Origin of the sequence: Leuconostoc citreum, assembly GCF_007954785.1 — a bacterium.
GTDB classification, from domain to species: Bacteria; Bacillota; Bacilli; order Lactobacillales; family Lactobacillaceae; genus Leuconostoc; species Leuconostoc citreum.
The window spans coordinates 1,073,842-1,096,897 of the sequence record NZ_CP042410.1 but is presented as its reverse complement, the minus strand read 5'-3'; the positions used below and the strand labels follow the sequence as shown (position 1 = coordinate 1,096,897).

The following is a 23,056-nucleotide window of genomic DNA, read 5'->3' as shown; positions in this document are numbered from 1 at the left end:
TCCTTTTATTGATACCCTGAGTATAAAGAAGATTTACGATTGGTTGTAGTTACAAAAGCGAGAGAATACTTACAGTTTGTTATATTTTAATTTTTTAGGATTGAATTGGATCGCAACACTGGTTCCCTTTTGTTGATGTGATTGGATAATGACTTGAATATCTAATATAGCAGCAATTCTTTGCACGATATAAAGTCCCATACCTGTGGCTTCACTATTAAGACGGCCATTTGTCCCGGTAAAACCTTGGTCAAAAATACGAGGTAGGTCGCTTTGCGAAATGCCAACGCCAAAATCTTTAATCCATAAAGTGTGGTCGTCAAAAGTTAACACAATTCGACTATTTTGAGATGAATATTTAATTGCATTACTAATCAGTTGTGTTAGCATGACACACAACCATTTTTGGTCAGATAACACCATAACTTCTGGTAGGGTAATTATAGGTACTACTTTGTGGGATAAAAAATAAGAGGTGTTTTGTTTAACAACATCGGTAACACAAGTAGACAGAGATATATACTCGAAATAAAGGTCTTTGTTAAAATCAGCCAAACGATCAATCGTTAAGAGTTGCTCAATATGATATGTCAGTAGGTCGGCTTTTTCGCTAACCAAATCACTTGGTACAACGGTATTATTTTCAGCTGCTAAGGTTAAGGTAGTTAAAGGGGTCTTCATTTCGTGACTCCATAAAGTCAAGTAATCTTGACGTTCTTTGAACGCTTCTATGAGTTGTCGGTTATCAGCTTGTGCTTTGTTCATAAAAGTTGTTAGGGTCTTGGCGCATAAGTGACCATAGAACCCGTGCATTTTGATATTTGTGGCTTTCTGTTCAATGATTGCTTTTTGAACCTGCTTTGTATCAATGATTTTTTGATAGATTCGTGTGCTAACGATAATCAAAAGAGGAATGATAGAATAACGTATGAGGTCGATTATGATAACTAAATCAATTTTGTAAAGATAGCCTAAAAAGCTTAACAGTAGCATCAATAGGCTATAGGCTAAGATGATAGGCCATTCAGATATGCTGATTTTGGCATAAAGCTTGACAGTGCTCATGAGATAAATTTATAACCTTTCCCGTATTCAGTGGTAAGCCTATTTTTTAGCCCAACTTGCGTTAGTTTATCACGAAGACGACTGATATTAACATTTAGAATGTTTTCATCTGTAAAATCACCATTTTGCCAAATACGTTTGATGATCTTTTCTTTGGAAATAGTCTGGTTTGGATTAAGCATTAATAATCTCAAAATGATACTTTCTGTTGCAGTCAGTTTGATAAAATTTGTTGGGGTTTGCAGGATATTTGTCACAATACTTAAACTATAGTTGCCACATGTAATTGTATCAGTGAAGTCATCATATTGACCTATGCGTCGTAAAATTGCTTGAATTTTAGAAATAAAAACCGCTGTTGAAAAAGGTTTAGTTAAGTAATCGTCGGCACCAATGGCTATTGCCCTGATAGCATTAGGATCTAAGCTAGCTGCCGAAACAAAAATAATAGGTACCTGTGAAAAGGTACGAATTTTTTGCGTCCAGAAGAAGCCATCAAAGTAAGGTAGGGTAATATCCATGACGATAATGTTTGGCTGGCACTGTTTAACTTCAGTATCAATTGCCTCAAAATCGGCTACACTAGACACGGCAAAATGCCATTTTTCAAGTGCTTGCCTCATTTGTTGGGTGATGCCTTCATCATCTTCAATAATATAAACTTTTTGCATGGTTCATACTCCAATCTATTGTGCTGTTCAAATGATGTTTTCAAGATGACCAGCACGTAGTTATCAATGATTATTTTAGCATAGTTGCGCCGGCTGGAAAGTCACAGGCTGTTATTGCGTCGCATAATAAAGCGTCGAAAAAACTAGTTTGTCATTTTCCCTTTTATGGTAAAATAGAAAATATATAGTTTAATTTAACGTTGAGGGGATTAATGGCAATTAATTATCCGGCCGGCACACGACGACGAACTGCGCAAGCAAAAAATACAATGCGTACGGGCAAAACAACTAAAAAAGCGTTAACATTTGGCAAACGAGGTATGGGTCTAGAAGACGAGATTAATCTAGCTAATGATTATTATCTCGCCAATCATCTAGCGGTGATACATAAGAAACCGACACCCATTACGATTGTTAAAGTTGATTATCCAGCGCGCTCAGCAGCAAAAATTACTGAAGCTTACTTTAAGCAAGCGTCAACAACGGATTACAATGGTGTCTATCAAGGTAGATATATTGACTTTGACGCAAAAGAAACAAAAAATAAAACTTCTTTCCCACTCAAAAATTTCCACGAACATCAAATTGTGCATTTAGCCAATGTATTGTCTCAAAATGGGGTTGGCTTTGTGATTATCAAATTTACCAGTTTAGATGAATCCTATATTTACCCAGCACAAGCACTGATTAGGCAATGGGAGAAGTTACGTGGTAAACAGTCAATCGCTTACCAAGATATCATTGCTGAAGGCTATCGTGTGCCAGAAAGTCTGAATCCAAGTTTAGATTATCTAAAAGCTGTCGATCAATATTTTGAGAACCTTAACTAATTATTTAGGAGTATGTCGTCAATTATGGCAAATAAGAATCAGTGGTCGCGTGTCAACCGTAACCAAAATATGTACGATAACCATCCGGCGACTGAACCGCCTACTATGCCACCCAATAATGGCAATGGTAATAGCACGGGTGGCCCCCAAAAACCAAAAAAGAAAAAGCGACGTTGGATTTTAGCCACTATTTTATGGCTCTTAGTTATTGGCTTCATTGGGGTGTTAGCAGGCGCAGCTGTTTTTGTGACTTATGCGAATGATGCACCTAACATTACAGCTTCTAATCTAGCTTCAGAACCATCTAGCGCGATATACGATAGTCAAGGTAATCCAATTTGGAAGTTATCTGCTGTTGAGAGAGATTACGCTAATTCTAATGAAATTCCTAAGTCCTTAAAACAAGCAGTTGTCTCAATCGAGGATCGTCGTTTTTATAAACATAACGGCGTCGATCCAGTTCGTATTGCTGGTGCTGCATTAGCCAACTTACGTGGCTCATCATTGGGTATGCAAGGCGGATCAACTTTAACACAGCAACTGGTTAAATTGTCTGTATTTAGTACGTCAACGGCTGACCAAACATTGAAACGAAAGGCACAAGAGGCATGGCTCGCTTTGCGCGTTGAGAAAAATTTCAGTAAAGATGAAATTTTAACGTTCTATATGAACAAAGTTTATATGGGGCATGGTGTTTCTGGTATGAAAACAGCTGCGGAGTATTTCTACGGCAAACCATTGACAGAATTGTCATTACCTCAACTAGCTTTACTAGCAGGTATGCCACAATCACCAACAAATTATGACCCGTACCTTAAAGATAATTCAGCTGCTAAAGAACGTCGTAATACAGTCTTGTTGGCAATGGTTAAGTATGGGGCAATTACCAAAAAAGAAGCAGATGATGCCATCAAGGTACCGATTAATGACGGCTTGCAAGATTTGACATCAAAAACAGCGTTAGCTAATACAAATCGTAAAGTTGTCGATGCTTATGTACAATCAACACTCGCAGAAGCCGCTTCACTCGGTTATGATACGAATAAATCAGGTCTGAAAATTTATACGAATATGGATTCTAATTTACAACAATCCATGTATGATAATGCCAATGGAACCGCTGTGACTTTCCCATCAGCAGATACGCAAATTGGGGCAACAATGACTGATCCAAACAACGGTAACGTTGTTGCGCAAATTGGTGGTCGTAATCTTAAAACATTACAAGGCACTAACCACGCCCGATTGAAGACACGTTCGTCAGGCTCATCAATCAAGCCACTATTAGATTATGGTCCTGCTATTGAATACTTGAATTGGCCAACTTATCGAACAGTTGAAGATAAAGAATATAAGTATGCCGGCACAGATAAAAATCTGTCAAACTGGGATGGCAAATTCATGGGTAATATCACCATGCGAACAGCGCTGACGCAGTCACGTAACACACCAGCAGCACGTACGTTGGAAGATGTTGGTGGGACTGATGCTGGTAAGTTTATTAATGGTATTGGCGTGCCAATTGATCATACGCCTGGTGGTGCTGATGCGATTGGTATTACAGCCTCTACTGAACAAGAAGCTGGAGCCTTTGGCGCTATAGCAAATGGTGGCACATATTATAAGCCAACCTATATCACAAAAATTGTGACAGCGGATGGCTCTACCCATAATTATAGTGTCAATGGTCAACGTGCTATGAAGACAAGTACTGCTTTCATGTTAACTGATATGATGAAAGGTGTTATTAAGCCTAATGCGACAGCCAGTGATGCTATTATTCCTGGATTACATCAGGCAGGTAAATCTGGCTTGGTTGGTTATGGTGATGATGAAGGCATGCCTAACCAAGCTATTAAGGATGCGTGGTTTACCGGATATACTAAGTCATATGCGTTGTCAGTCTGGACAGGATATGATGTGCCACGGGAAAATTACATTCCGTGGTCTTATCAAGATTTACCGGCGCAATTCTACCAACGTGTGATGTCATATGCTATGCAAAATAAGCCAAATACAGATTGGACGATGCCTGATACAGTGACATCTAAGGTACGTGGCAACATTGTAGAATATGAAGTTAAGGGTGCTAAGTGGAGTAATGGTGGCTTACCATCTGTTAACTCAATACCACAATCAGGTGCAACGCCAGCTGAAGTTGGTAATAATAATAGTCATTAATTTTATGTTTGGAAGTCTTGCACATGCAAGGCTTTTTATTCGAGGTGGTGGGATGTCAAGACTCTGGATAACAGGATATCGCAGTTATGAGATGGGCACTTTTGGCGATAAAGATCCTAAAATATTGGTTATGAAATATGCTATAGAACAATTGGTACGTCAGCAACTTGAAAATGGGTTGGAATGGGTACTAACTGGCGGGCAACTCGGTGTTGAGCAATGGACTATTGAAGTCGTCCTAGCACTCAAAAAGGATTGGCCAATGCTTAAAGTGGCCATGATGTTGCCTTTCGAAGATTTTGGCAGTCAATGGCATCCCAATAGTCAAAGTAAATTACAGGTACTTAAACAAGGCGTTGATTTTGTTGACAGTGTCTCGCATGCAACATATCAAGGGCCAGGGCAATTACAAAATTATCAAGCTTTTATGTTAAACCATACAGACGCTGCATTGCTATTTTACGATCCTGAGTTTGAAGGCAAAGCTAAATATGACTACAAAATTATTCAACAACATCAACGTAAAACGCCATATCCTTTGACGCTAATTGACATGGATCAATTACAAGATTATGCAACGACGTATAGTGAACAGCAAGCCGAAAACGATTTCTTTGAATAAATGTGTTATAAACTTGTAATTTAATCGATTTATTGGTAATATAGGTTAAGTAAAAAAGTAAATGAGGTGTGACTTGTGGAACAAGTAAAGTACACGCAAAAAGATATTTTAGAACGCGTTTTCAAGCAAAAGCGAATGGGTGTAGGTTACGATCCCGCCGATGTTGACAGCTTTCTAGATGATATTATCAAGGACTATGGCGCTTTTGCTGGTCGTATTGAACAATTACAGGGTGAAGTCGCGAGATTACAGACGGCTTTGAAAGCATCACAGGATCAGTTAGTTGCAATTAAGCAACAACAGACTAATGTTGCTGCTGAACCAGTAGTTGAGGCACCAGTGACACCAGTAGTTGAAACACCAAAAGCTGCTCAAGTTGTGACGAACTTAGATTTGATTAAGCGCGTTGCTAATCTTGAACGTGCAGTCTTTGGACATGATTCTGATAATATCTAATTACCACGTCATTTAATAATTAAATTTTTATACACGACATGTAAGTATCGGGTAATTGCGCGTTATATTTCTAGCGTGAGGAAGGTCCATGCTCGCACAACCTGAGATGGTTGTAGTGATTGTGCTGGGATAAAAAATAAACCCAGGGGCAGTAATGCCACGGCGGTCGAAAGGGCTAAGGCTTCTAGCTATGTCTAAATAGGCTCGAAGGTGCCATAGAAACGTATGCGTTAATGAAAGTTAGCGTTTGAGACGAGGTAAACCCCACAAGCGGGCAACCCAAACTTTTGGTAGGGGCGGCTAATCTAGCGAATTGAAGCGATGGTTGGTATGGTTTGATTACAAACTTAGATAGATGATTACCGAAAGTGATATGTACCTGCATATCACTGGAACAAAACATGGCCTATAGATGCTTACAGCAGGTGACGCCACTTTGTGGCGTTTTTTTATGGCGTTTTATACATATGTACATGTAATATACAAGCTTATTTCGTATATTCGCCTGAAAATGTTGCATAAAAATTCAGAGCGGGTTATGATTAAAAACGTTAATAGTATAGATTCTAGGGAGAATACCGTATGATAAATAAAACATTGAAAAAAATATCATTATTAATGATGAGCATTATCTTGTTGTTACCATTAATGATGGTTGCAACACCAAAGGCACAAGCAGCTGAAACAGACCCTGCCTATTCTGCTATCAAAAAACGTGGTGTGTTGGTAGTCGGCTTATCAGCTGATTATGCACCGTTTGAGTTTCATGCCACGGTTCAAGGACGTGACCAGATTGTTGGCTTTGAGGTTTCAATGGCTAAGCAGATTGCTAAAGATTTGGGGGTCAAGCTTCAAATTAAAGAAATGGGTTTTGATGGTCTGATTGGTGCCGTGCAAACTGGCAAGATCGATGTGATTATTTCCGGTATTAATGCAACACCAGATCGTGAAAAGGTTGTTGATTTTTCAAAGTCTTATTTATCACCAAAGCAGACGGTACTGGTGTTAAAGAAAAATGCAGCCCAATTTACTTCAAATGTGAATTCATTTGCTGGTAAAAAGGTTGGAGCACAACGTCAGACAACACAAGAGACCTTTGTGCAAAATAATATGTCTAGTGCCACCTTAGTTAGTCTTCAAAAAGTGCCGGACCTTGTTTCACAGTTATCAGCAGGTAAAATAGCTGGTGTTGTATTAAATGATCCAATATCAGAGGCATACGCACAACAAAATAAAGCTTTAAAAGTGATTTATCCGCAACCAAACGAAGCTGAAGGCGCAGTTTCAGTTGCAATGCCTAAAAACTCACCAGTGCTAAAAGAAAAAATTAATCAGGCTATTGATGATATTGTGTCATCAGGTAAATTGAAAGCTTATAAGAAAGAAGCAAATACCTTGATGTTTGCTAAGCAGTCTTTTTGGTCGAAATATGGTAATTTGTTCATTAAAGGAACGCTAATCACGTTGGCGTTGGCTGCTGTGGCAGTTGTCATTGGCTCAATTTTAGGTACTGTATTTGCATTATTTAAGTTGTCACCCAACTTCCTATTAAAGGCCGTTGGTAATATCTATGTTGAATATGTTCGTGGTACACCGCTCTTGGTGCAAGCGTTTATGGTTTTCTTTGGAACGCAAGTTATAGGACTTAATTTATCAGCCTTTGCTGCGGGTGCTTTAGCTATGGGACTGAACTCTGCAGCCTATGTTGCAGAAATTATTCGTTCTGGTATTAACTCAGTCAACTATGGTCAAACTGAAGCTGCACGTTCACTCGGTCTTTCTAAAGGCAAGACCATGCGGTTCATTATTTTACCACAGGCTATTAAGAATATTTTGCCGGCATTGGGTAATGAATTTGTGACAGTCATCAAAGAAGGATCTGTCGTTTCGGTTATTGGTGTTGGCGAATTGATGTTCCAGACTGGGGTTGTGCAAGGGGCAAGTTTTAAACCCTTCTTCCCACTTTTGATTACATCAATGATATACTTTGTGTTAACATTTGGTATTAGCCGTGCATTAGGTTATGCTGAAAAGCGTATGGCGCGTACGGGCCGTTAACATTTCAAGGCATCAACTATTGTTGGTGCTTTTTTTGACCATAAATTTCCGAATATTAAGTTTTATCAATATTGAAAACACTTACAAAGCTAACGTTCGTATATCAATTACAAATTAGGTGAATCGTTCGGTATAAACGAACGATTTTTTTTATTGTGTGAATATTCTTATTTAAAAGCGAAGCATTTTGTTCTTTTTTCTGTTAAATTTAAATTGTAAACGAACTAATTAAGATTAAATCATGTTCTTGCTGTTAAAAAGCGAACAATGGAGGGATTTATGGCTCAGGTTGCAGTTGTCATGGGATCAACGAGTGATTGGCCAGCAATGCAAAAGACAACAGTATTGTTGGATGAATTAGGTGTGACATACGAAAAACATATTATTTCAGCGCATCGTATGCCTCAACACTTACAAGTGTTTGGGCAACAAGCACAAAACAAAGGTTTAAAAGCTATTATTGCTGGTGCTGGTGGTGCAGCACATTTACCTGGTATGTTAGCCGCTAATACGTTAGTGCCAGTTATTGGTGTTCCAATGCAATCACATGCTTTAAATGGCATTGATTCGTTACTGTCTATTGTGCAAATGCCAGCAGGCATACCAGTAGCTACAGTAGCCATTGGAGAAGCGGGCGCTAAGAATGCAGCGTTATTAGCAGCGCAAATCATTGCCTTACAAGACAATACAATTTTGAAAGCACTAACAACATTTCGTGCAAGGCAAACGCAACAGTCAGTAGATAGTGAGGATGACTTAATATGACTTCACCAATATTACCGCCAGCCACAATAGGCATTATTGGTGGGGGACAATTAGGTCAAATGATGGCTCTTTCTGCTAAAGCAATGGGTTATAAAGTTGGGGTGTTAGATCCAACGCCAGCAGCACCAGCAGGTCAGGTTGCAGACTTTCAAATTGTCGCTGCCTATAACGATATCGTTGCTTTAACGCAATTATCTGAACGTAGTGATGTGTTGACATACGAATTTGAAAACGTTGATGTAGCGGCATTGTCACAGCAAAAGGTTGCCTTGCCGCAAGGGACAAAATTACTTGAAATAACAAGTAATCGGTTGACGGAAAAGTCATTTATTCGAGATATTGCTAAGGTGCCAGTTGCTAATTTTGTGGCCGTGGATTCACCAGCAATGTTTAAAGCGGCGATTAAACAAGTTACCTTACCAGCTATTTTAAAAACGGTTAGTGGTGGTTATGACGGTCACGGCCAATGGTCAATAAATAATGATCATGATGTGGCTGACTTATTAAACAATTGGCCTAGTGGTCAGTTAATTTTAGAACAGTGTGTCCCATTTAAAAAAGAATTGAGTATCATGGTTGCCCGTGATGCAAAAGGTCAGGTGACCCATTGGCCAATTGCTGAGAACGTGCATGTCAATCATATTTTGAAAACAAGTGATGCACCTGCAGCAATTAGCAGTGAGGATACTGAAAATATCGAACGTATTGCCACCCGTATTGCTGAAGCATTAACGTTACGTGGTGTGCTTGGTATTGAGTTATTTGTTAATGGCAGTCAGGTTTGGGTTAATGAACTGGCACCACGCCCACATAATTCAGGCCACTATACGATTGAAGCAACGTCTATTTCTCAGTTTGAAGGACATATTAGAAGTATTACAGGTTTACCGTTGTCTGATGTGACATTATATGAGCCTTCGCTGATGTTAAATTTACTGGGTGATGAATTGACGCAAGCTCGTGAAGACCTGGTTAATCATCCAGAATGGCATTTTCATGATTATGGTAAAGCAACAATTAAGGCCAATCGCAAAATGGGTCATATTACTGTTTTAGGCAAAGAAAACATTAGTGCTTTACGAAAATGGGGAGAAACACATGGTCAGCATTGATTATCAAGGGCAAACAATTGAAAAGCAAGCATTGCGTTATCAGGGCAAAGCTAAACAGGTATTTCAAACAAATGATTCAGATATTCTTTGGGTACATTATATGGATCAGGCAACCGCTTTGAACGGTAAAGTTAAAGAAATGATTGCAGGTAAGGGTGAACTCAATAGTGCGATTAGTCATCTGCTGTTTGATTATCTCACTCAAAACGGTATTGAAAATCATTATTTAACAGCAGTTTCCAAAACAGATGAGTTAGTCACTACATTAGATATTCTACCAATTGAAGTTGTGACACGAAATTATGCGTCAGGACACTTTGTTAGTAAGTTTGACGTCACACCTATGCAACAATTAACGCCAACCGTCCAAGAGTTTTATTATAAATCTGATGCATTAGATGATCCATTTATCAATGACTCACAAATCTTAGCTTTGGGTTATGCTAACGCGGTTGAATTGGCACAACTACGTCAAAAATCACAAGATGTGAACCAATTATTACGCGCACGTTTTGAAAAAATTGGGATTCATCTAGTTGACTTCAAGTTAGAATTTGGTCGTACACGAGCCGGTAAAGTGATTTTAGCAGATGAATTATCACCAGATAATATGCGACTTGTCGATATGCGTACAGGTGCATCACTTGATAAAGATGTATTTCGTCAGCATTCTGGTGATGTGACCATTGGCTATCAAGATGTTTTAACACGTTTACAACAGGAAGATTGAGGAGAAAATTCATGTATTTAGCAAAAATCTATGTTACTTATAAGCCATCGATTTTAGACCCGCAGGGTGAGGTGATTAAATCAGCCTTGCACCGTATGGACTATGCAGGCATTTCACAAGTGACACAGGGTAAATACTTCGAAGTAAAATTAAACGCTAAAGATGTTGATGCTGCTACAGCTGAAGTAGAGAGTTTTACGACTGCTTTGTTAATCAACCAAAATACAGAAACCTATCGCTTTGACTTGAGTTTGGTAGAAGATGAGGTGACGCTATGAAAGCGGCAGTTATTAGTTTTCCTGGATCAAACTGCGACTTTGATATGTTATACGCACTGCAAGATTTTGGCGTTGATGCGCAAATTATTTCCGCCAAAAAAAATGATCTTACTGGTTTTGATGCTATTTTTTTACCAGGTGGTTTTTCTTATGGTGATTATCTTAGAACAGGCGCTATTGCCCATTTTTCACCAATCATGTCGGCAGTTACACAGGCCGCTAATGCCGGTAAACTGATTGTTGGCGTTTGTAATGGCTTTCAAATTTTAACTGAAGCAGGTTTGTTACCCGGCCAATTATTGATGAACGCAACACCAGGATTTATCTGCGATGAAGTTGAGTTAGAAATTGCTAATCCTAATACGGCCTATACCAACGCTTATGACAATGACGATACGATTTTAATTCCTATTGCTCATGGTGAGGGAAATTATTTCGCTGATGAAACAACTTTGGACAAACTTGAAGAAAATCACCAAATTGTTTTTCGTTATGTTGATAACCCAAATGGTTCAGCACATGATATTGCCGGTATTATGAATGAGAAGGGGAATGTTTTTGGTATGATGCCACACCCAGAAAGAGCAGTTGATCAAGTAACGGGAAATATTGATGGGCAAAAATTCTTTAAAAGTATTTTATCAGGGATTCTCACAAAGGCTTAATTTTTCAATCAACCGATTAACGAGTTTTAAATAGCTAAGATATGAAAGGCAATAGACGTATGACAACGGTCACTAATAATGAACTTACACCTGAGCAAGTTCGTGATTCAAAAATATATACACAATGGGGATTAACTGAAGCTGAATATGAGCTGATTGTATCTGAACTAAAACGATTGCCCAATTTTACAGAAACAGGTATTTTTTCTGGTATGTGGTCGGAACATGTTTCCTATAAAAAATCAAAACCGATTTTACGAAAATTTTGGTCAACTAATGAACGGGTATTGCAAGGGCCAGGTGAGGGTGCTGGTATTTTAGATATTGGGGATGGGCAAGCAGTTGTATTCAAAGCTGAAAGCCATAATCATCCAAGTTTTGTAGAACCTTATGAGGGTGCTGCGACTGGTGTCGGTGGCATTTTACGTGATATCTTCTCAATGGGTGCACAACCAATTGCAGTGCTTGATTCGCTTCGTTTTGGGGAACTAGATGATGCACATACACGACACATTGTTGATGGGGTAATTGCCGGTATTGCCGGTTATGGCAATGCCATTGGTATCCCAACAGTTGGTGGTGAAATTAGTTTTGATCCGGTATACGCAGGCAATCCGCTAGTTAACGTGATGGCTGTTGGCCTGATGGATCAAGCAGCTATGCAAGTTGGGCAAGCGAAGGGCGTTGGTAATTCAATTATTTATGTAGGCGCTAAAACAGGGCGAGATGGTATCAATGGCGCGTCGTTTGCATCAGCTGAATTTTCAACAGCACATGAGTCAGATCGTTCGGCTGTTCAGGTTGGTGATCCATTTTTAGAGAAATTAGTCATGGATGCAACGTTGCAAGCTGTGCGTGAACATTCTGATATTATTGTCGGTATTCAAGATATGGGTGCGGCTGGCTTGTTATCTTCAAGTTCGGAAATGGCAGCAAAAGCGGGTATGGGTATCACGCTTAATCTTGATAGTGTGCCACAACGTGAAACAAACATGACACCGTATGAATTGATGTTGTCAGAATCACAAGAACGGATGCTACTCGTTGTTAAACGTGGTGAGGAACAGGCAATAATTGATTTGTTCCAAGCCGCTGATTTGGATGCAGTAATCATTGGTAATGTCACTGATAATGGTCGCTATATTTTAACCTTTGATGATGAAATAGTTGCTGATGTACCAATTGACTTTTTGACACATGCACCGAAGCAAAATTTGCCAATGGCTGAACCTAAGCGCATCGCTGGATTTTCATCAGCACAGTTTGAACCAGCCGTTAACGACGTGAAACAAACAATTTTAGACTTGATTGCGCAACCAACCATTGCTTCTAAAACCGCGTTATTCCGTCATTTTGATTCAATGGTACGTGCTGATACGGCCATTAAACCAGGTGGTGACGCCAGTTTGGTACGCGTACGTGGTACAAAAAAAGCGTTAGCTATGACTACAGACGTGAATGCACGTTATCTTTATTTGGATCCATTTGTAGGCGCCCAGATGGCTGTGGCTGAAGCTGCTCGTAATATTGTGGCAACAGGCGCTTTGCCAATTGGCATTACTGATGGTTTGAACTTTGGTTCACCAGACAATCCAGAAGTATATTATGAACTCGATCAAGCGGCAGCCGGTATTAACGCGTTAGCAAAGCAACTCAATACACCAATTATTTCAGGAAATGTGTCACTGTATAACGAAACGGATGGTCAGGCGATTTATCCAACACCAATGATTGGCATGGTTGGTCTGTTATCTGATATTACAAATGCGACAACGGTTGATTTTAAGCATGCTGGTGATAGCATTTACGTTATTGGTGAAACCAATGACAGTTTTAATGGATCAGAAATTCAAAAGATGCAGCACGGTGAGTTAACAGGTCAATTATTTGCGTTTGACGACACAGCCGAAATAGCTGCCCAAAAATTAGTTTATTCAGCTATTTCAAAGCAACTGTTATCGAGTGCGCATGATTTATCAGAGGGGGGGTTAATTGTTGGTTTGCTTGAAAGTAGTTTCGCTGGTGATTTGAGTTTTGATGTTCAGACAAAACAGGCAGATAAGTATTTATTTGCCGAAACACCAAGCCGTTTTGTTGTCAGCGTAGCGGCCGAAAAAGCCGAAGCGTTTGAACAATTAGCAGGGACACAAGCAACTAAAATTGGTATTGTGACAGATGATGACGTCCTAAAAGTAGTGACAACCAATCAAACCATTATGCTATCTCGTACAGCAACAAAAAAGGTATATCAGGAGAGTCTCGCATGTCAATTAAAAGCATAGCGCAAAAGCAAGCGATAGAACAACATGCCCGTGAAAGCGAAAAGACGCGTGTCAATGTACGTAGTTTAAATGAAGAATGTGGTATTTTTGGTGTCTGGGGATGCGAGGATGCGGCCCAGTTAACCTATTATGGGTTGCATGCCTTGCAACATCGTGGTCAAGAAGGGGCAGGAATTGTCGCCAATAACAATGGCCATTTATGGCAAGAACGAGGCTTGGGTTTACTAAGCGATGTTTTCCGCGACCCTGAACGTATCAAAGCTTTAGTGGGCAAGAGTGCGATTGGGCATGTACGTTATGCAACTGCCGGATCACACGGTGTTGAAAATATTCAACCTTTAATGGTGAACTTTCATGATATGCAACTGGCTTTAGCTCATAACGGTAATTTGACGAATGCGATGTCACTGAGAGAGCAACTGGAAGAAGACGGTTCAATTTTCCAAAGTTCATCAGATTCAGAAATTCTTCTGCATTTAATTCGCCGTTCTAAAGCGACTACATTTGTGGATAAGTTAAAAGAATCATTAAACACTGTGAAAGGTGGCTTTGCATATTTGCTGCTGACGCCTGAAGGATTATATGCCGCACTTGATCCACATGCATTCCGTCCTTTTGTTGTCGGACAAATGCCAGAAGGAAATTATATTGTTACTTCGGAAACAGCTGCTTTAGATGTTATTGGGGCACGTTTCGTGCGTGATGTACAACCAGGGGAATTACTAATCATTAATGATGATGGTTTGACTATTGACACCTATACCGATAAAACCACATTGAATATTGACGCGATGGAATATATCTATTTTGCAAGGCCAGACTCAACGATTTATGGTGTCAATGTCCACAAAGCACGTAAACGTATGGGGGCAGCTTTGGCAGCGGAGCAACCTGTACCTGAAGCAGATATTGTGGTAGGTGTACCAAATTCTAGTTTATCAGCGGCCGCTGGTTTTGCGGAAGCAACTGGCCTACCAAACGAATTAGGTTTAGTGAAAAATCAGTATATTGCGCGTACGTTTATTGAGCCAACTCAAGATAAACGTGAACGTGCTGTTCGCATGAAATTGAGTGCAGTGAAGGATGTTGTTCGCAATAAAAACGTGGTCTTAGTTGATGATTCGATTGTTCGTGGGACAACATCAATGTATATCATACGCATGTTAAAAGAAGCTGGCGCCAAGTCGGTGCATGTCCGCATTGCTAGTCCAGTATTCAAGTTTCCATCTTTTTATGGTATTGATATGCAAACAACCGATGAATTAATGGGTGCCAATAACACGTTAGACGAAATGCGTACAAAAATTGAAGCAGATTCGCTTGGTTTCTTATCGGTTAAGGCACTTGTTAAAGCAATTGATTTACCTTATGACGGGAAAGGCACAGGCTTAACAACGGCTTATTTTGACGGTCATTATCCCAGTCCAATTTATGATTATGAAGCAAGTTTATCTCAGTTTATTGCAGCGGGTAGTGTTGATTTTACTGAAGAACCAACGACAACATACCATCCGAGACAAGTTGCTTCATTGCGAAATGAAGCCTTACAGGATGATGGGACAATTCATTTAGATTCACAAACAATTCAGGGAGTAGAAGCATGAGTGAACAAAATGCTTATCAACAAGCTGGTGTTGACATTAAGGCAGGCGAACGTGCTGTTGAGTTAATGAAAGATGCAGTGGCTGATACATACACACCAAATGTTTTGGATGGTATAGGTGGTTTTGGGGCAGCCTTTGCTTTGGGACAAAACTATAAAAATCCGGTATTGGTTTCTGGGGCTGATGGTGTTGGCACAAAATTATTATTAGCTATTGCAGCCAATCAACATCAAACAATTGGCCAAGATTTGGTAGCCATGGTGGCTAATGATATTTTGGCGCAAGGGGCTAAGCCAGCTTTTATGTTGGATTACTTAGCTGTAGATAAGATGCGACCAGAAATCGTCGCTGAAATTGTCACAGGTATTGCAAAAGCAGCAAAAGCATCAGGTATGGCGTTAATTGGTGGTGAGAGTGCGGAACTACCCGGTTTATATGCACCAAATCATTATGATCTTGCAGCCTTTGCAGTTGGCATTGCTGAAAAGGCACAATTGTTGAGGCCTGACAATGCTAGTGTTGGTGATGTTTTAATTGGCCTACCATCTTCTGGCATTCACTCAAATGGTTATTCACTAGTGCGCCACGTATTAGGTATACAAACAGCAGATGACTTTAATGCATTACCTGACGAACAAAAGACAGCACTAATGACACCTACTGCATTGTATGCGGCAGCAGTTTGGCCACTGGTATCCGCTGGTTTAGTTCAATCGATGGCACATATTACTGGTGGTGGCATCACTGAAAATCTACCACGAGCGTTTTCATCACAGCTATCAGCAGAAATTGCTTGGGGTAGTTGGCCAATTTTATCAATTTTCAATACTTTACAGTCGGCAGGTCAGTTGTCAATCGAAGATATGTTATTGACTTTTAACAATGGCTTAGGCATGGTATTAATTATCAAACCAGCAGATAAACAACGTGTTTTGACAATGCTGTCAGAAAGTGGTCAATCTGCATTTGTCATTGGGCAAATGACGTCACGTCAAGATAACCCTGTTGTGTGGACTGGGGATGCCCCATGGTAAGAAAAGTCAAGTTAGCAATATTTGCTTCCGGTACTGGGACAAATTTTCAAGCGTTACATGATGCCATTTTACAACGTCAGTTAAATGCTGAAGTCGTGCGCTTGATTGTTGACAAATCAAGTGCAGGGGCATTAAATTTGGCCAAATTATTTGGTGTACCAGCAACTTTTATTAAATATTCAGATTATGATACAAAAATCGATGCTGAACAGGTAATCTTGGATCAACTCACCCAAGATGAAGTGGATGGTATTTTACTAGCAGGTTATATGCGTATTTTAACACCAAAACTCATTGATGCTTATGCTGGCAAAATTGTCAACTTACATCCAGCACTGTTACCTCAGTTTCCTGGACGACATAGTATCTTGGATGCTTATGAATCCGGTGTTGATGAGACTGGTGTTACAGTGCACTTTGTCGATAATGGCATTGACACAGGTGAAATTATTGCGCAACAATCTGTGCCACGTTTTTCTAGTGATACCTTGCTTGATTTAGAGACACGTATTCATCATGTTGAACATGTTTTATACCCTAATACCTTAGAAAAGTTACTTAACGAAGGAGTATTTTTAAAATGACCCGTGCATTATTGAGTGTTTCAGATAAAACAGGACTTGTCCCATTTGCCGAAAAATTGGTGGCTTTGGGTTATGAATTGGTGTCAACAGGTGGGACACATCGTGTACTGGCAGCAGCCGGTTTGGATGTGATCGCCATTGACGATGTGACTGATTTTCCGGAAATGTTGGATGGGCGTGTTAAGACATTGCATCCCCGTGTTCATGCAGGCTTGTTAGCGCGTCGCGATTTACCAGAACATATGGCAAAACTGGCGGAATTCGACATTACACCAATTGATATGGTAGTTGTTAATTTGTATCCTTTCAAGTCAACAATTCAAAAAGACGGTGTGACAGAAGCTGAGGCCATTGAAAATATTGATATTGGTGGTCCTTCAATGTTACGATCAGCCGCAAAAAATTTTGCTGGTGTTTTGCCGATTGTTGATCCCGCCGATTATGATGTCGTCGTAGATAAGTTACAGTCTGGTTCAGTAGATGCTGATTACCGTAAATCATTGGCAGCCAAAGTGTTTCAACATACGGCAGCTTACGATGCATTAATTGCTGACTATTTGACTGTATCAGAATTTCCAAATAACTTGACGCTACCTTATGAAAAGTTTGATGATATGCGTTATGGCGAAAACCCACATCAAAAAGCAGCAGCTTACAAAACAGCTTTGCCTGAAGATTATTCTGTTTTGAATGCCAATATTTTGCACGGTAAACAATTGTCTTATAATAACATTCGCGATGCGGATGCTGCGTTACGTATTATTGCTGAATTCGAAGAAACAACGGTTGTGACTGTTAAGCATATGAATCCTGCAGGTATCGGCCAGGGATCAACAATTGAAACAGCTTGGGATAAGGCTTTTGCTGCAGATGATGTTTCTATCTTTGGCGGTATTGTGGCTTTGAATCGTGAAGTGGATGCTGCTACTGCTGAAAAAATGCACGCTATTTTCTTGGAAATTATTATTGCACCAAGCTTTACACCGGAAGCGTTTGACATTCTGTCAGCTAAAAAGAATTTGCGTTTGTTGACGGTACCATTTACGACAACCGTACCGCAAAAGTTAGAAGTGACATCTGTATTAGGCGGTGTTGTTGTGCAAGAACGTGATTTGTATACTGAATCAAAAGCTAACTTTGAAGTTGTGTCAAAAGTACAGCCGACTGAGGCACAGTTACGTGCCATGATTTTTGCGCAAAAAGTTGTTAAACATGTGAAATCAAATGCAATTATTGTTGCCCGTGATGGGCAGACTTTAGGTATGGGTGCAGGTCAGCCTAACCGTATTGACTCCGTAGTTTATGCAATCCAAAAAGCGGCAGTTAAGTCTGGCTTTGATGAAGCTGTTTTGGCGTCTGATGCATTCTTCCCAATGGATGATTCAGTACAGTATGCGGCAGAAAATGGTATTAGAGCCGTTGTTGAACCAGGAGGCTCTATTAAAGACAAAGATTCAATTGCCAAAGCAGATGAATTAGGCATTGCCTTAGTCTTTTCAGGTACACGTCATTTTAAGCACTAAAATTAGCTAAAACACCCAGCCACTAATGGGTGTTTTTTTTATGCTATACTTTTGATAAGGAGTTATTATGGACCGTACAATACCGATTGAATTAACGAATATGATTATGATTGAAAATCCAAAAACAAAAGAAATTTTGGTTGAAGATCGCAAAAATCCTGCTTGGCCTGGGGTGACATTTCCTGGTGGTCATATTGAAAATGGTGAGACAATTGTTGCCAGTGTGATTCGTGAGGCTTTTGAAGAGACAGGCTTACATGTTAATCATTTGAGATTTGTAGGTATTAAAGAGTGGCCTTTGACAGCAAATGGTCGATATATTGTGATGTTGTTCAAAACGAACCACTATCATGGCGATATCAAGACTAGTCGTGAGGGGCATATTTTTTGGACGACGCGTGAGGCATTAAAAGACATGGTAACCCCACCAACTTTTATGGCCATGCTACCGGTTTTTGACCAACCAACAATTAGTGAACTGTCACTTGATCAAACGAGTACCGGAGAAACCACGCTCAATTGGTTGTAGATGGTTAAAATACAAACGTTCGTTTAGTAACTAAAAAAACGTCTGATTGTTCGTTATTTACGAATGATTTTTTGTTTTGTTAGAAAAAGATAATTTATATACGAACACAAAGGCTTTTTTTTTTGGTAAACTAGGAATGTATAAGGTCATAAAACGAACATTCAGAGGATAAGATGAAAAAAATATTAATCATTGGTTCAGGGGCAAGAGAGCATGCTTTAGCACAGGCATTTTTACGTAGTGAACAAGTAACAACGGTTATTGTTGCACCAGGAAATGATGGGATGCGTGATACGGGAATCCAACTGGCTGAGGTTGCCGTAACTGATTTAATTGGCTTACGTGAGTTAGCAATTCAACAGGCTGTTGATTTGACATTTGTTGGTAACGAGGAACCATTAACACTTGGCGTAGTCGATGTTTTTCAAGCATCGGGATTAACTATTTTTGGACCTAGTAAAGTCGCAGCACAACTAGAAGGGTCAAAGTCATTTACGAAACACATCTTAGAAAAGTATCACATCCCAACAGCCCAATCTTGCACAGTATCTTCAATGGCTGACGCTATAGCTGCTGTAGAAAAACTCGGGTTGCCAATTGTTTTTAAATTAGATGGTTTAGCTTTGGGTAAAGGTGTGTCTATTATTACAAGTGAAGCCGATGCAAAAGCTTATTTATCTAAAGTATATAAGCATCAACCCAAAGCTAAATTAGTTATTGAAGAATATTTAGAAGGTGTCGAATTTTCTATTTTTTCATTGGTGGGGCAAAACGGGATTGTGACACACGCACCGCTGGCTCAAGATCATAAGCGACGCTTTGATCACGATAAAGGACCTAATACTGGTGGAATGGGCGCATATAGTCCCGTACGCTGGATTAATAGCGTAACGCGTCAACGTGCAATTGCTGAACTTGTGATGCCAACGATTGCAGCAATGACAACGGAGGGCACACCGTTTTCTGGTGTGTTATACACAGGGGTCATGCTGACTGCCGATGGGCCAAAGGTCATTGAATTTAATGTGCGCTTTGGGGATCCAGAAGCACAAGTAGTTTTGCCACAATACACTGGTGATTTTTATAATTTAATCAACCAATTATGTCATGGTGAGCAAATCACATCTGACTGGCAAACCTCTGATGTTTATGTTGGTGTTGTTCTAGCGGCTGAGGGCTATCCGGAAGCGCCTATAAAAGGCGCACAAGTGCCAACAGATAAAGATGTTGCACCGTTAGTAATTAATTTTGCTGGTGTGAAAAACGGCATTGCCAGTGGTGGGCGCGTTGCAACAGTGGTAGCCCATGATGTGAACACCACGTTGGCACAACAAAAAGTTTATAATAAAATTGATCAATTAGATACATCACTTCAATACAGACATGATATTGCTTATCAGGCAATAGCACACGAAGCGAAAGAATGAGCTAGTTAATACTTACTATGACGGAACGAGGAGTTAAAACGATGCAGACCGATATCGCCATTGCGCAATCAGCTGAAATATTACCAATCACACAAATTGCCGAAAAAGCCGGTTTGAAACCAAATGAAATTTTACCTTATGGTTATGATAAAGCTAAAATTAAATTAGATCCTACAATTTCCCGCAAAAAGGACTTAGGGAAGTTGATTTTGGTAACATCTATCAATCCAACGCCAGCAGGTGAAGGAAAATCAACCGTGACAGTTGGTCTAGCTGATGCACTGGCGTTAGCTGGTAAAAAAACAATGATTGCTTTGCGTGAACCGTCCCTTGGACCTGTGATGGGAATGAAAGGTGGTGCAACGGGTGGTGGTATGTCACAAGTGATACCGATGGCTGATATTAACCTCCATTTTACAGGTGATTTTCATGCCTTAACTGCCGCACATGACACCTTGGCTGCTGTTGTAGATAATAGCCTACAACAAGGCAACCCATTAAATATTGACCCACGTCGCATCATTTGGAAACGTGTCTTGGACATCAATGATCGCGCTTTGCGCCATATCACAATTGGTATGGGAGGCCCAACATCGGGCGTGCCAAGAGAAGACGGCTTCGATATTACGGTAGCTTCTGAGTTGATGGCTATTTTAACATTATCTACGGATTTAATGGATTTAAAAGCGCGTGTTGCACGTATTGTGGTTGGTTATACTTATGAGAAAGTACCTGTAACAGTCGCTGATTTAGGTGTCTCAGGTGCTTTAGCTGTGCTATTAAAAGACGCAATTATGCCTAATTTAGTTCAGACGCTGGCACATACACCAGCGATTGTTCATGGTGGCCCATTCGCTAATATTGCACAGGGAACAAACTCAATTTTGGCGACTAAAACAGCGCTGCAATTAGCTGACTATACAGTCACTGAGGGTGGCTTTGGTGCTGATTTGGGTGGTGAAAAGTTTTTGGATGTTAAAGTCCCAATACTAGGCAAGACACCTGATACAATTGTGGTAGTTGCCACAGTGCGTGCTTTAAAGCATCATGGGGGTGTGGCTTTAGCTGACTTGAATAATGAAAATTTAACAGCACTAGCAGCTGGTTTAGAAAACTTAGGTCAGCATCTTAAGGCAATGGGCCGATACGGTGTACCTGTTGTTGTTGCTATTAATCGTTTTTCTGCTGATACTGATTCGGAAATTCAAGCGATTAAGGACTATGCACAGGCCTTTGGTGCAGCAGCTTATACGACAACAGTTTGGGCAGAAGGTGGCGCCGGAGCACAAGATTTGGCAGCAGCGGTTATTGAAGCAGCTGATCAAGAAGCAGACTACACACCACTCTATCAACCAGAAGATGAAGCAATTGATAAGCTTAATGCGATTGTCACCACAATTTATGGTGGGTTAGGCGTTGAATTATCGGCAACAGCGCAAAAACAACTCATGGCTTTTAAGGCGCAAGGGTGGGACAAATTGCCGATTATTATGGCTAAAACGCAATATTCGTTTTCTGATGATCCTAAACGATTGGGCGCACCCAAAGACTTTGTGATACATGTTCGTGAGTTTGTGCCCAAATTAGGCGCAGGTTTTCTCGTGGCGATGACTGGGTCTATTTTAACGATGCCAGGGTTACCAAAACATCCAGCGGCACTTGATATTGACATTGATGAGACAGGGAAAATTACAGGTCTGTTTTAAGAATATGTTGGTCTGCTAGCTGGTAACGCTTGTTTGCGTTGTATAAATTGAGGAAAGGATAATTTGAATGGCGTATTTACAAATTAATTATTACTCCCAAATTTTGGGTATGGATCGTATCATGCATGTGATTTTACCTGAATTGTCTGATCATAATCCACAATGGAGAAACGCGGACTTGCAAGATATTCCAGTCCTTTATCTTTTGCATGGTATGTCAGGTGATCAGGCAGTTTGGTCACGTCGGACAAGCATTGAAAGACTGGTTCGGCAAACACCAGTGGCTATTGTTATGCCATCCACAGATTTGGCTTGGTATACCAATACGCAATACGGTATGGCGTATTTTGATGCACTATTACAAGAATTACCTGAAAAAGTGGCTACTTTATTACCACAACTATCTCGTAGGCGGGAGAAAAATTTTGTTGCAGGTTTGTCAATGGGCGGTTATGGGGCCTTTAAAATGGCTTTTAGCAGCCAACAATTTAGTTATGCAGCTTCATTATCTGGTGCTTTAATGGGCAATCCAAATTTTCCTGAGCGTAGTACATGGCAAAATGATGCTTACTGGCGTGGTATTTTTGGTGATTTGTCAAAATTTGAGGGGTCAGAAAATGATTTGCTGGCGCTTGCACAGCAACAAACGCAACAACAGACGAACCTACCAAAATTATATGCATGGATTGGTGAAGAAGATTATTTGTTTGAAAATAATCAGCAATCGATAGCGCAAATTAAAGCGTTGGGATATGATGTTGTTTTTGAAACAAGTCACGGTGAACATGAATGGTATTACTGGGATAAACAAATTGAGCGTGTGCTTGAGTGGCTACCGATTAATTATCAACAAGAAAAACGACTGTCGTAAAACACGAACTGAAAAAAGTTCGTGTTTTTAATTATATTAATCTCATTTTATTATTAAATATAC

21 protein-coding genes and 1 other RNA gene are annotated in these 23,056 nt (G+C 40.0%); 20 read left to right on the top strand and 2 right to left on the bottom strand.

Annotation, left to right across the window (positions count from 1 at the left end; genetic code table 11):
- Positions 1–69 precede the first annotated feature (69 nt).
- On the bottom strand, positions 70–1,065 hold the full coding sequence (locus tag FGL72_RS05415; RefSeq protein WP_040190044.1) for a sensor histidine kinase: 996 nt from the start codon (positions 1,063–1,065) through the stop codon (positions 70–72).
- Positions 1,062–1,736 (bottom strand): response regulator transcription factor, encoded by a 675-nt coding sequence (locus tag FGL72_RS05410; RefSeq protein WP_004904190.1) that lies wholly within the window; start codon positions 1,734–1,736, stop codon positions 1,062–1,064. Before FGL72_RS05410 ends, FGL72_RS05415 begins: the two co-directional genes overlap by 4 nt.
- Positions 1,737–1,948: 212 nt before the next feature.
- Here FGL72_RS05410 and recU point away from each other — a divergent pair, with 212 nt between their 5' ends.
- From recU to FGL72_RS05310, 20 genes are all read left to right on the top strand, one after another.
- A complete protein-coding gene (gene recU / locus FGL72_RS05405) occupies positions 1,949–2,566 on the top strand; it encodes a Holliday junction resolvase RecU (protein WP_004903542.1) in 618 nt (205 codons plus the stop codon).
- Positions 2,567–2,590: 24 nt separating this feature from the next.
- Complete coding sequence (locus tag FGL72_RS05400; protein ID WP_004904187.1) at positions 2,591–4,747, top strand: transglycosylase domain-containing protein; 2,157 nt, start codon at positions 2,591–2,593, stop codon at positions 4,745–4,747.
- Positions 4,748–4,799: 52 nt separating this feature from the next.
- Entirely contained in the window at positions 4,800–5,369 is a 570-nt protein-coding gene (locus FGL72_RS05395; protein WP_170167815.1) for an SLOG family protein, read from the top strand.
- A 75-nt stretch (positions 5,370–5,444) separates the two neighbouring features.
- Positions 5,445–5,825, top strand: a complete 381-nt coding sequence (gene gpsB / locus FGL72_RS05390; RefSeq protein ID WP_004904184.1) for a cell division regulator GpsB — start codon at positions 5,445–5,447, stop codon at positions 5,823–5,825.
- A gap of 43 nt (positions 5,826–5,868) precedes the next feature.
- An RNA gene (gene rnpB / locus FGL72_RS05385) (RNase P RNA component class B) lies at positions 5,869–6,239 on the top strand.
- A 168-nt stretch (positions 6,240–6,407) separates the two neighbouring features.
- Complete coding sequence (locus FGL72_RS05380) at positions 6,408–7,883, top strand: ABC transporter substrate-binding protein/permease (protein ID WP_004903532.1); 1,476 nt, start codon at positions 6,408–6,410, stop codon at positions 7,881–7,883.
- A 279-nt stretch (positions 7,884–8,162) separates the two neighbouring features.
- Entirely contained in the window at positions 8,163–8,648 is a 486-nt protein-coding gene (gene purE, locus FGL72_RS05375) for a 5-(carboxyamino)imidazole ribonucleotide mutase (RefSeq protein ID WP_004904181.1), read from the top strand.
- A complete protein-coding gene (gene purK / locus FGL72_RS05370) occupies positions 8,645–9,760 on the top strand; it encodes a 5-(carboxyamino)imidazole ribonucleotide synthase (RefSeq protein WP_040190051.1) in 1,116 nt (371 codons plus the stop codon). Before purE ends, purK begins: the two co-directional genes overlap by 4 nt.
- Positions 9,747–10,490 (top strand): phosphoribosylaminoimidazolesuccinocarboxamide synthase, encoded by a 744-nt coding sequence (locus FGL72_RS05365; RefSeq protein WP_085698891.1) that lies wholly within the window; start codon positions 9,747–9,749, stop codon positions 10,488–10,490. The genes purK and FGL72_RS05365 overlap by 14 nt, the downstream gene beginning before the upstream one ends.
- An 11-nt stretch (positions 10,491–10,501) precedes the next feature.
- Positions 10,502–10,768, top strand: coding sequence for a phosphoribosylformylglycinamidine synthase subunit PurS (purS, locus tag FGL72_RS05360; RefSeq protein WP_004903526.1), 267 nt, complete (start codon positions 10,502–10,504; stop codon positions 10,766–10,768).
- The gene (gene purQ / locus FGL72_RS05355) at positions 10,765–11,433 is read left to right on the top strand and encodes a phosphoribosylformylglycinamidine synthase subunit PurQ (protein WP_085698893.1); all 669 of its coding nucleotides are present in this window, start codon (positions 10,765–10,767) and stop codon (positions 11,431–11,433) included. Before purS ends, purQ begins: the two co-directional genes overlap by 4 nt.
- Positions 11,434–11,492: 59 nt before the next feature.
- The gene (gene purL, locus FGL72_RS05350) at positions 11,493–13,715 is read left to right on the top strand and encodes a phosphoribosylformylglycinamidine synthase subunit PurL (protein WP_085698895.1); all 2,223 of its coding nucleotides are present in this window, start codon (positions 11,493–11,495) and stop codon (positions 13,713–13,715) included.
- Complete coding sequence (gene purF / locus FGL72_RS05345; protein ID WP_004904170.1) at positions 13,697–15,319, top strand: amidophosphoribosyltransferase; 1,623 nt, start codon at positions 13,697–13,699, stop codon at positions 15,317–15,319. Before purL ends, purF begins: the two co-directional genes overlap by 19 nt.
- A complete protein-coding gene (purM, locus tag FGL72_RS05340; protein WP_085698897.1) occupies positions 15,316–16,353 on the top strand; it encodes a phosphoribosylformylglycinamidine cyclo-ligase in 1,038 nt (345 codons plus the stop codon). The genes purF and purM overlap by 4 nt, the downstream gene beginning before the upstream one ends.
- Entirely contained in the window at positions 16,347–16,937 is a 591-nt protein-coding gene (gene purN / locus FGL72_RS05335; RefSeq protein WP_085698899.1) for a phosphoribosylglycinamide formyltransferase, read from the top strand. Before purM ends, purN begins: the two co-directional genes overlap by 7 nt.
- Positions 16,934–18,460, top strand: coding sequence for a bifunctional phosphoribosylaminoimidazolecarboxamide formyltransferase/IMP cyclohydrolase (purH, locus tag FGL72_RS05330; protein WP_085698901.1), 1,527 nt, complete (start codon positions 16,934–16,936; stop codon positions 18,458–18,460). The genes purN and purH overlap by 4 nt, the downstream gene beginning before the upstream one ends.
- Positions 18,461–18,527: 67 nt before the next feature.
- On the top strand, positions 18,528–18,989 hold the full coding sequence (locus FGL72_RS05325) for an 8-oxo-dGTP diphosphatase (RefSeq protein ID WP_085698903.1): 462 nt from the start codon (positions 18,528–18,530) through the stop codon (positions 18,987–18,989).
- A 173-nt stretch (positions 18,990–19,162) separates the two neighbouring features.
- Entirely contained in the window at positions 19,163–20,416 is a 1,254-nt protein-coding gene (gene purD, locus FGL72_RS05320; protein WP_085698905.1) for a phosphoribosylamine--glycine ligase, read from the top strand.
- A gap of 41 nt (positions 20,417–20,457) precedes the next feature.
- Positions 20,458–22,122 carry a formate--tetrahydrofolate ligase gene (locus FGL72_RS05315; protein ID WP_085698907.1) on the top strand — a complete coding sequence of 555 codons (1,665 nt, stop codon included), beginning with the start codon at positions 20,458–20,460 and terminating at the stop codon, positions 22,120–22,122.
- Positions 22,123–22,189: 67 nt separating this feature from the next.
- The gene (locus tag FGL72_RS05310) at positions 22,190–22,993 is read left to right on the top strand and encodes an alpha/beta hydrolase (RefSeq protein WP_139987899.1); all 804 of its coding nucleotides are present in this window, start codon (positions 22,190–22,192) and stop codon (positions 22,991–22,993) included.
- The last annotated feature ends 63 nt before the right edge of the window (positions 22,994–23,056 follow it).

What these genes read in the sequence shown, in the direction of transcription:
- purF (WP_004904170.1), top strand. Translation starts at nt 13,697, where the DNA reads ATGTCAATTAAAAGCATAGCGCAAAAGCAAGCGATAGAACAACATGCC.
- purD (WP_085698905.1), top strand. Translation starts at nt 19,163, where the DNA reads ATGAAAAAAATATTAATCATTGGTTCAGGGGCAAGAGAGCATGCTTTA.
- FGL72_RS05395 (WP_170167815.1), top strand. Translation starts at nt 4,800, where the DNA reads ATGTCAAGACTCTGGATAACAGGATATCGCAGTTATGAGATGGGCACT.
- purK (WP_040190051.1), top strand. Translation starts at nt 8,645, where the DNA reads ATGACTTCACCAATATTACCGCCAGCCACAATAGGCATTATTGGTGGG.
- purL (WP_085698895.1), top strand. Translation starts at nt 11,493, where the DNA reads ATGACAACGGTCACTAATAATGAACTTACACCTGAGCAAGTTCGTGAT.
- FGL72_RS05410 (WP_004904190.1), bottom strand. Translation starts at nt 1,736, where the DNA reads ATGCAAAAAGTTTATATTATTGAAGATGATGAAGGCATCACCCAACAA.
- FGL72_RS05365 (WP_085698891.1), top strand. Translation starts at nt 9,747, where the DNA reads ATGGTCAGCATTGATTATCAAGGGCAAACAATTGAAAAGCAAGCATTG.
- FGL72_RS05380 (WP_004903532.1), top strand. Translation starts at nt 6,408, where the DNA reads ATGATAAATAAAACATTGAAAAAAATATCATTATTAATGATGAGCATT.
- FGL72_RS05315 (WP_085698907.1), top strand. Translation starts at nt 20,458, where the DNA reads ATGCAGACCGATATCGCCATTGCGCAATCAGCTGAAATATTACCAATC.
- purM (WP_085698897.1), top strand. Translation starts at nt 15,316, where the DNA reads ATGAGTGAACAAAATGCTTATCAACAAGCTGGTGTTGACATTAAGGCA.
- purH (WP_085698901.1), top strand. Translation starts at nt 16,934, where the DNA reads ATGACCCGTGCATTATTGAGTGTTTCAGATAAAACAGGACTTGTCCCA.
- purS (WP_004903526.1), top strand. Translation starts at nt 10,502, where the DNA reads ATGTATTTAGCAAAAATCTATGTTACTTATAAGCCATCGATTTTAGAC.
- FGL72_RS05310 (WP_139987899.1), top strand. Translation starts at nt 22,190, where the DNA reads ATGGCGTATTTACAAATTAATTATTACTCCCAAATTTTGGGTATGGAT.
- FGL72_RS05400 (WP_004904187.1), top strand. Translation starts at nt 2,591, where the DNA reads ATGGCAAATAAGAATCAGTGGTCGCGTGTCAACCGTAACCAAAATATG.
- recU (WP_004903542.1), top strand. Translation starts at nt 1,949, where the DNA reads ATGGCAATTAATTATCCGGCCGGCACACGACGACGAACTGCGCAAGCA.
- purE (WP_004904181.1), top strand. Translation starts at nt 8,163, where the DNA reads ATGGCTCAGGTTGCAGTTGTCATGGGATCAACGAGTGATTGGCCAGCA.
- purN (WP_085698899.1), top strand. Translation starts at nt 16,347, where the DNA reads ATGGTAAGAAAAGTCAAGTTAGCAATATTTGCTTCCGGTACTGGGACA.
- FGL72_RS05325 (WP_085698903.1), top strand. Translation starts at nt 18,528, where the DNA reads ATGGACCGTACAATACCGATTGAATTAACGAATATGATTATGATTGAA.
- purQ (WP_085698893.1), top strand. Translation starts at nt 10,765, where the DNA reads ATGAAAGCGGCAGTTATTAGTTTTCCTGGATCAAACTGCGACTTTGAT.
- FGL72_RS05415 (WP_040190044.1), bottom strand. Translation starts at nt 1,065, where the DNA reads ATGAGCACTGTCAAGCTTTATGCCAAAATCAGCATATCTGAATGGCCT.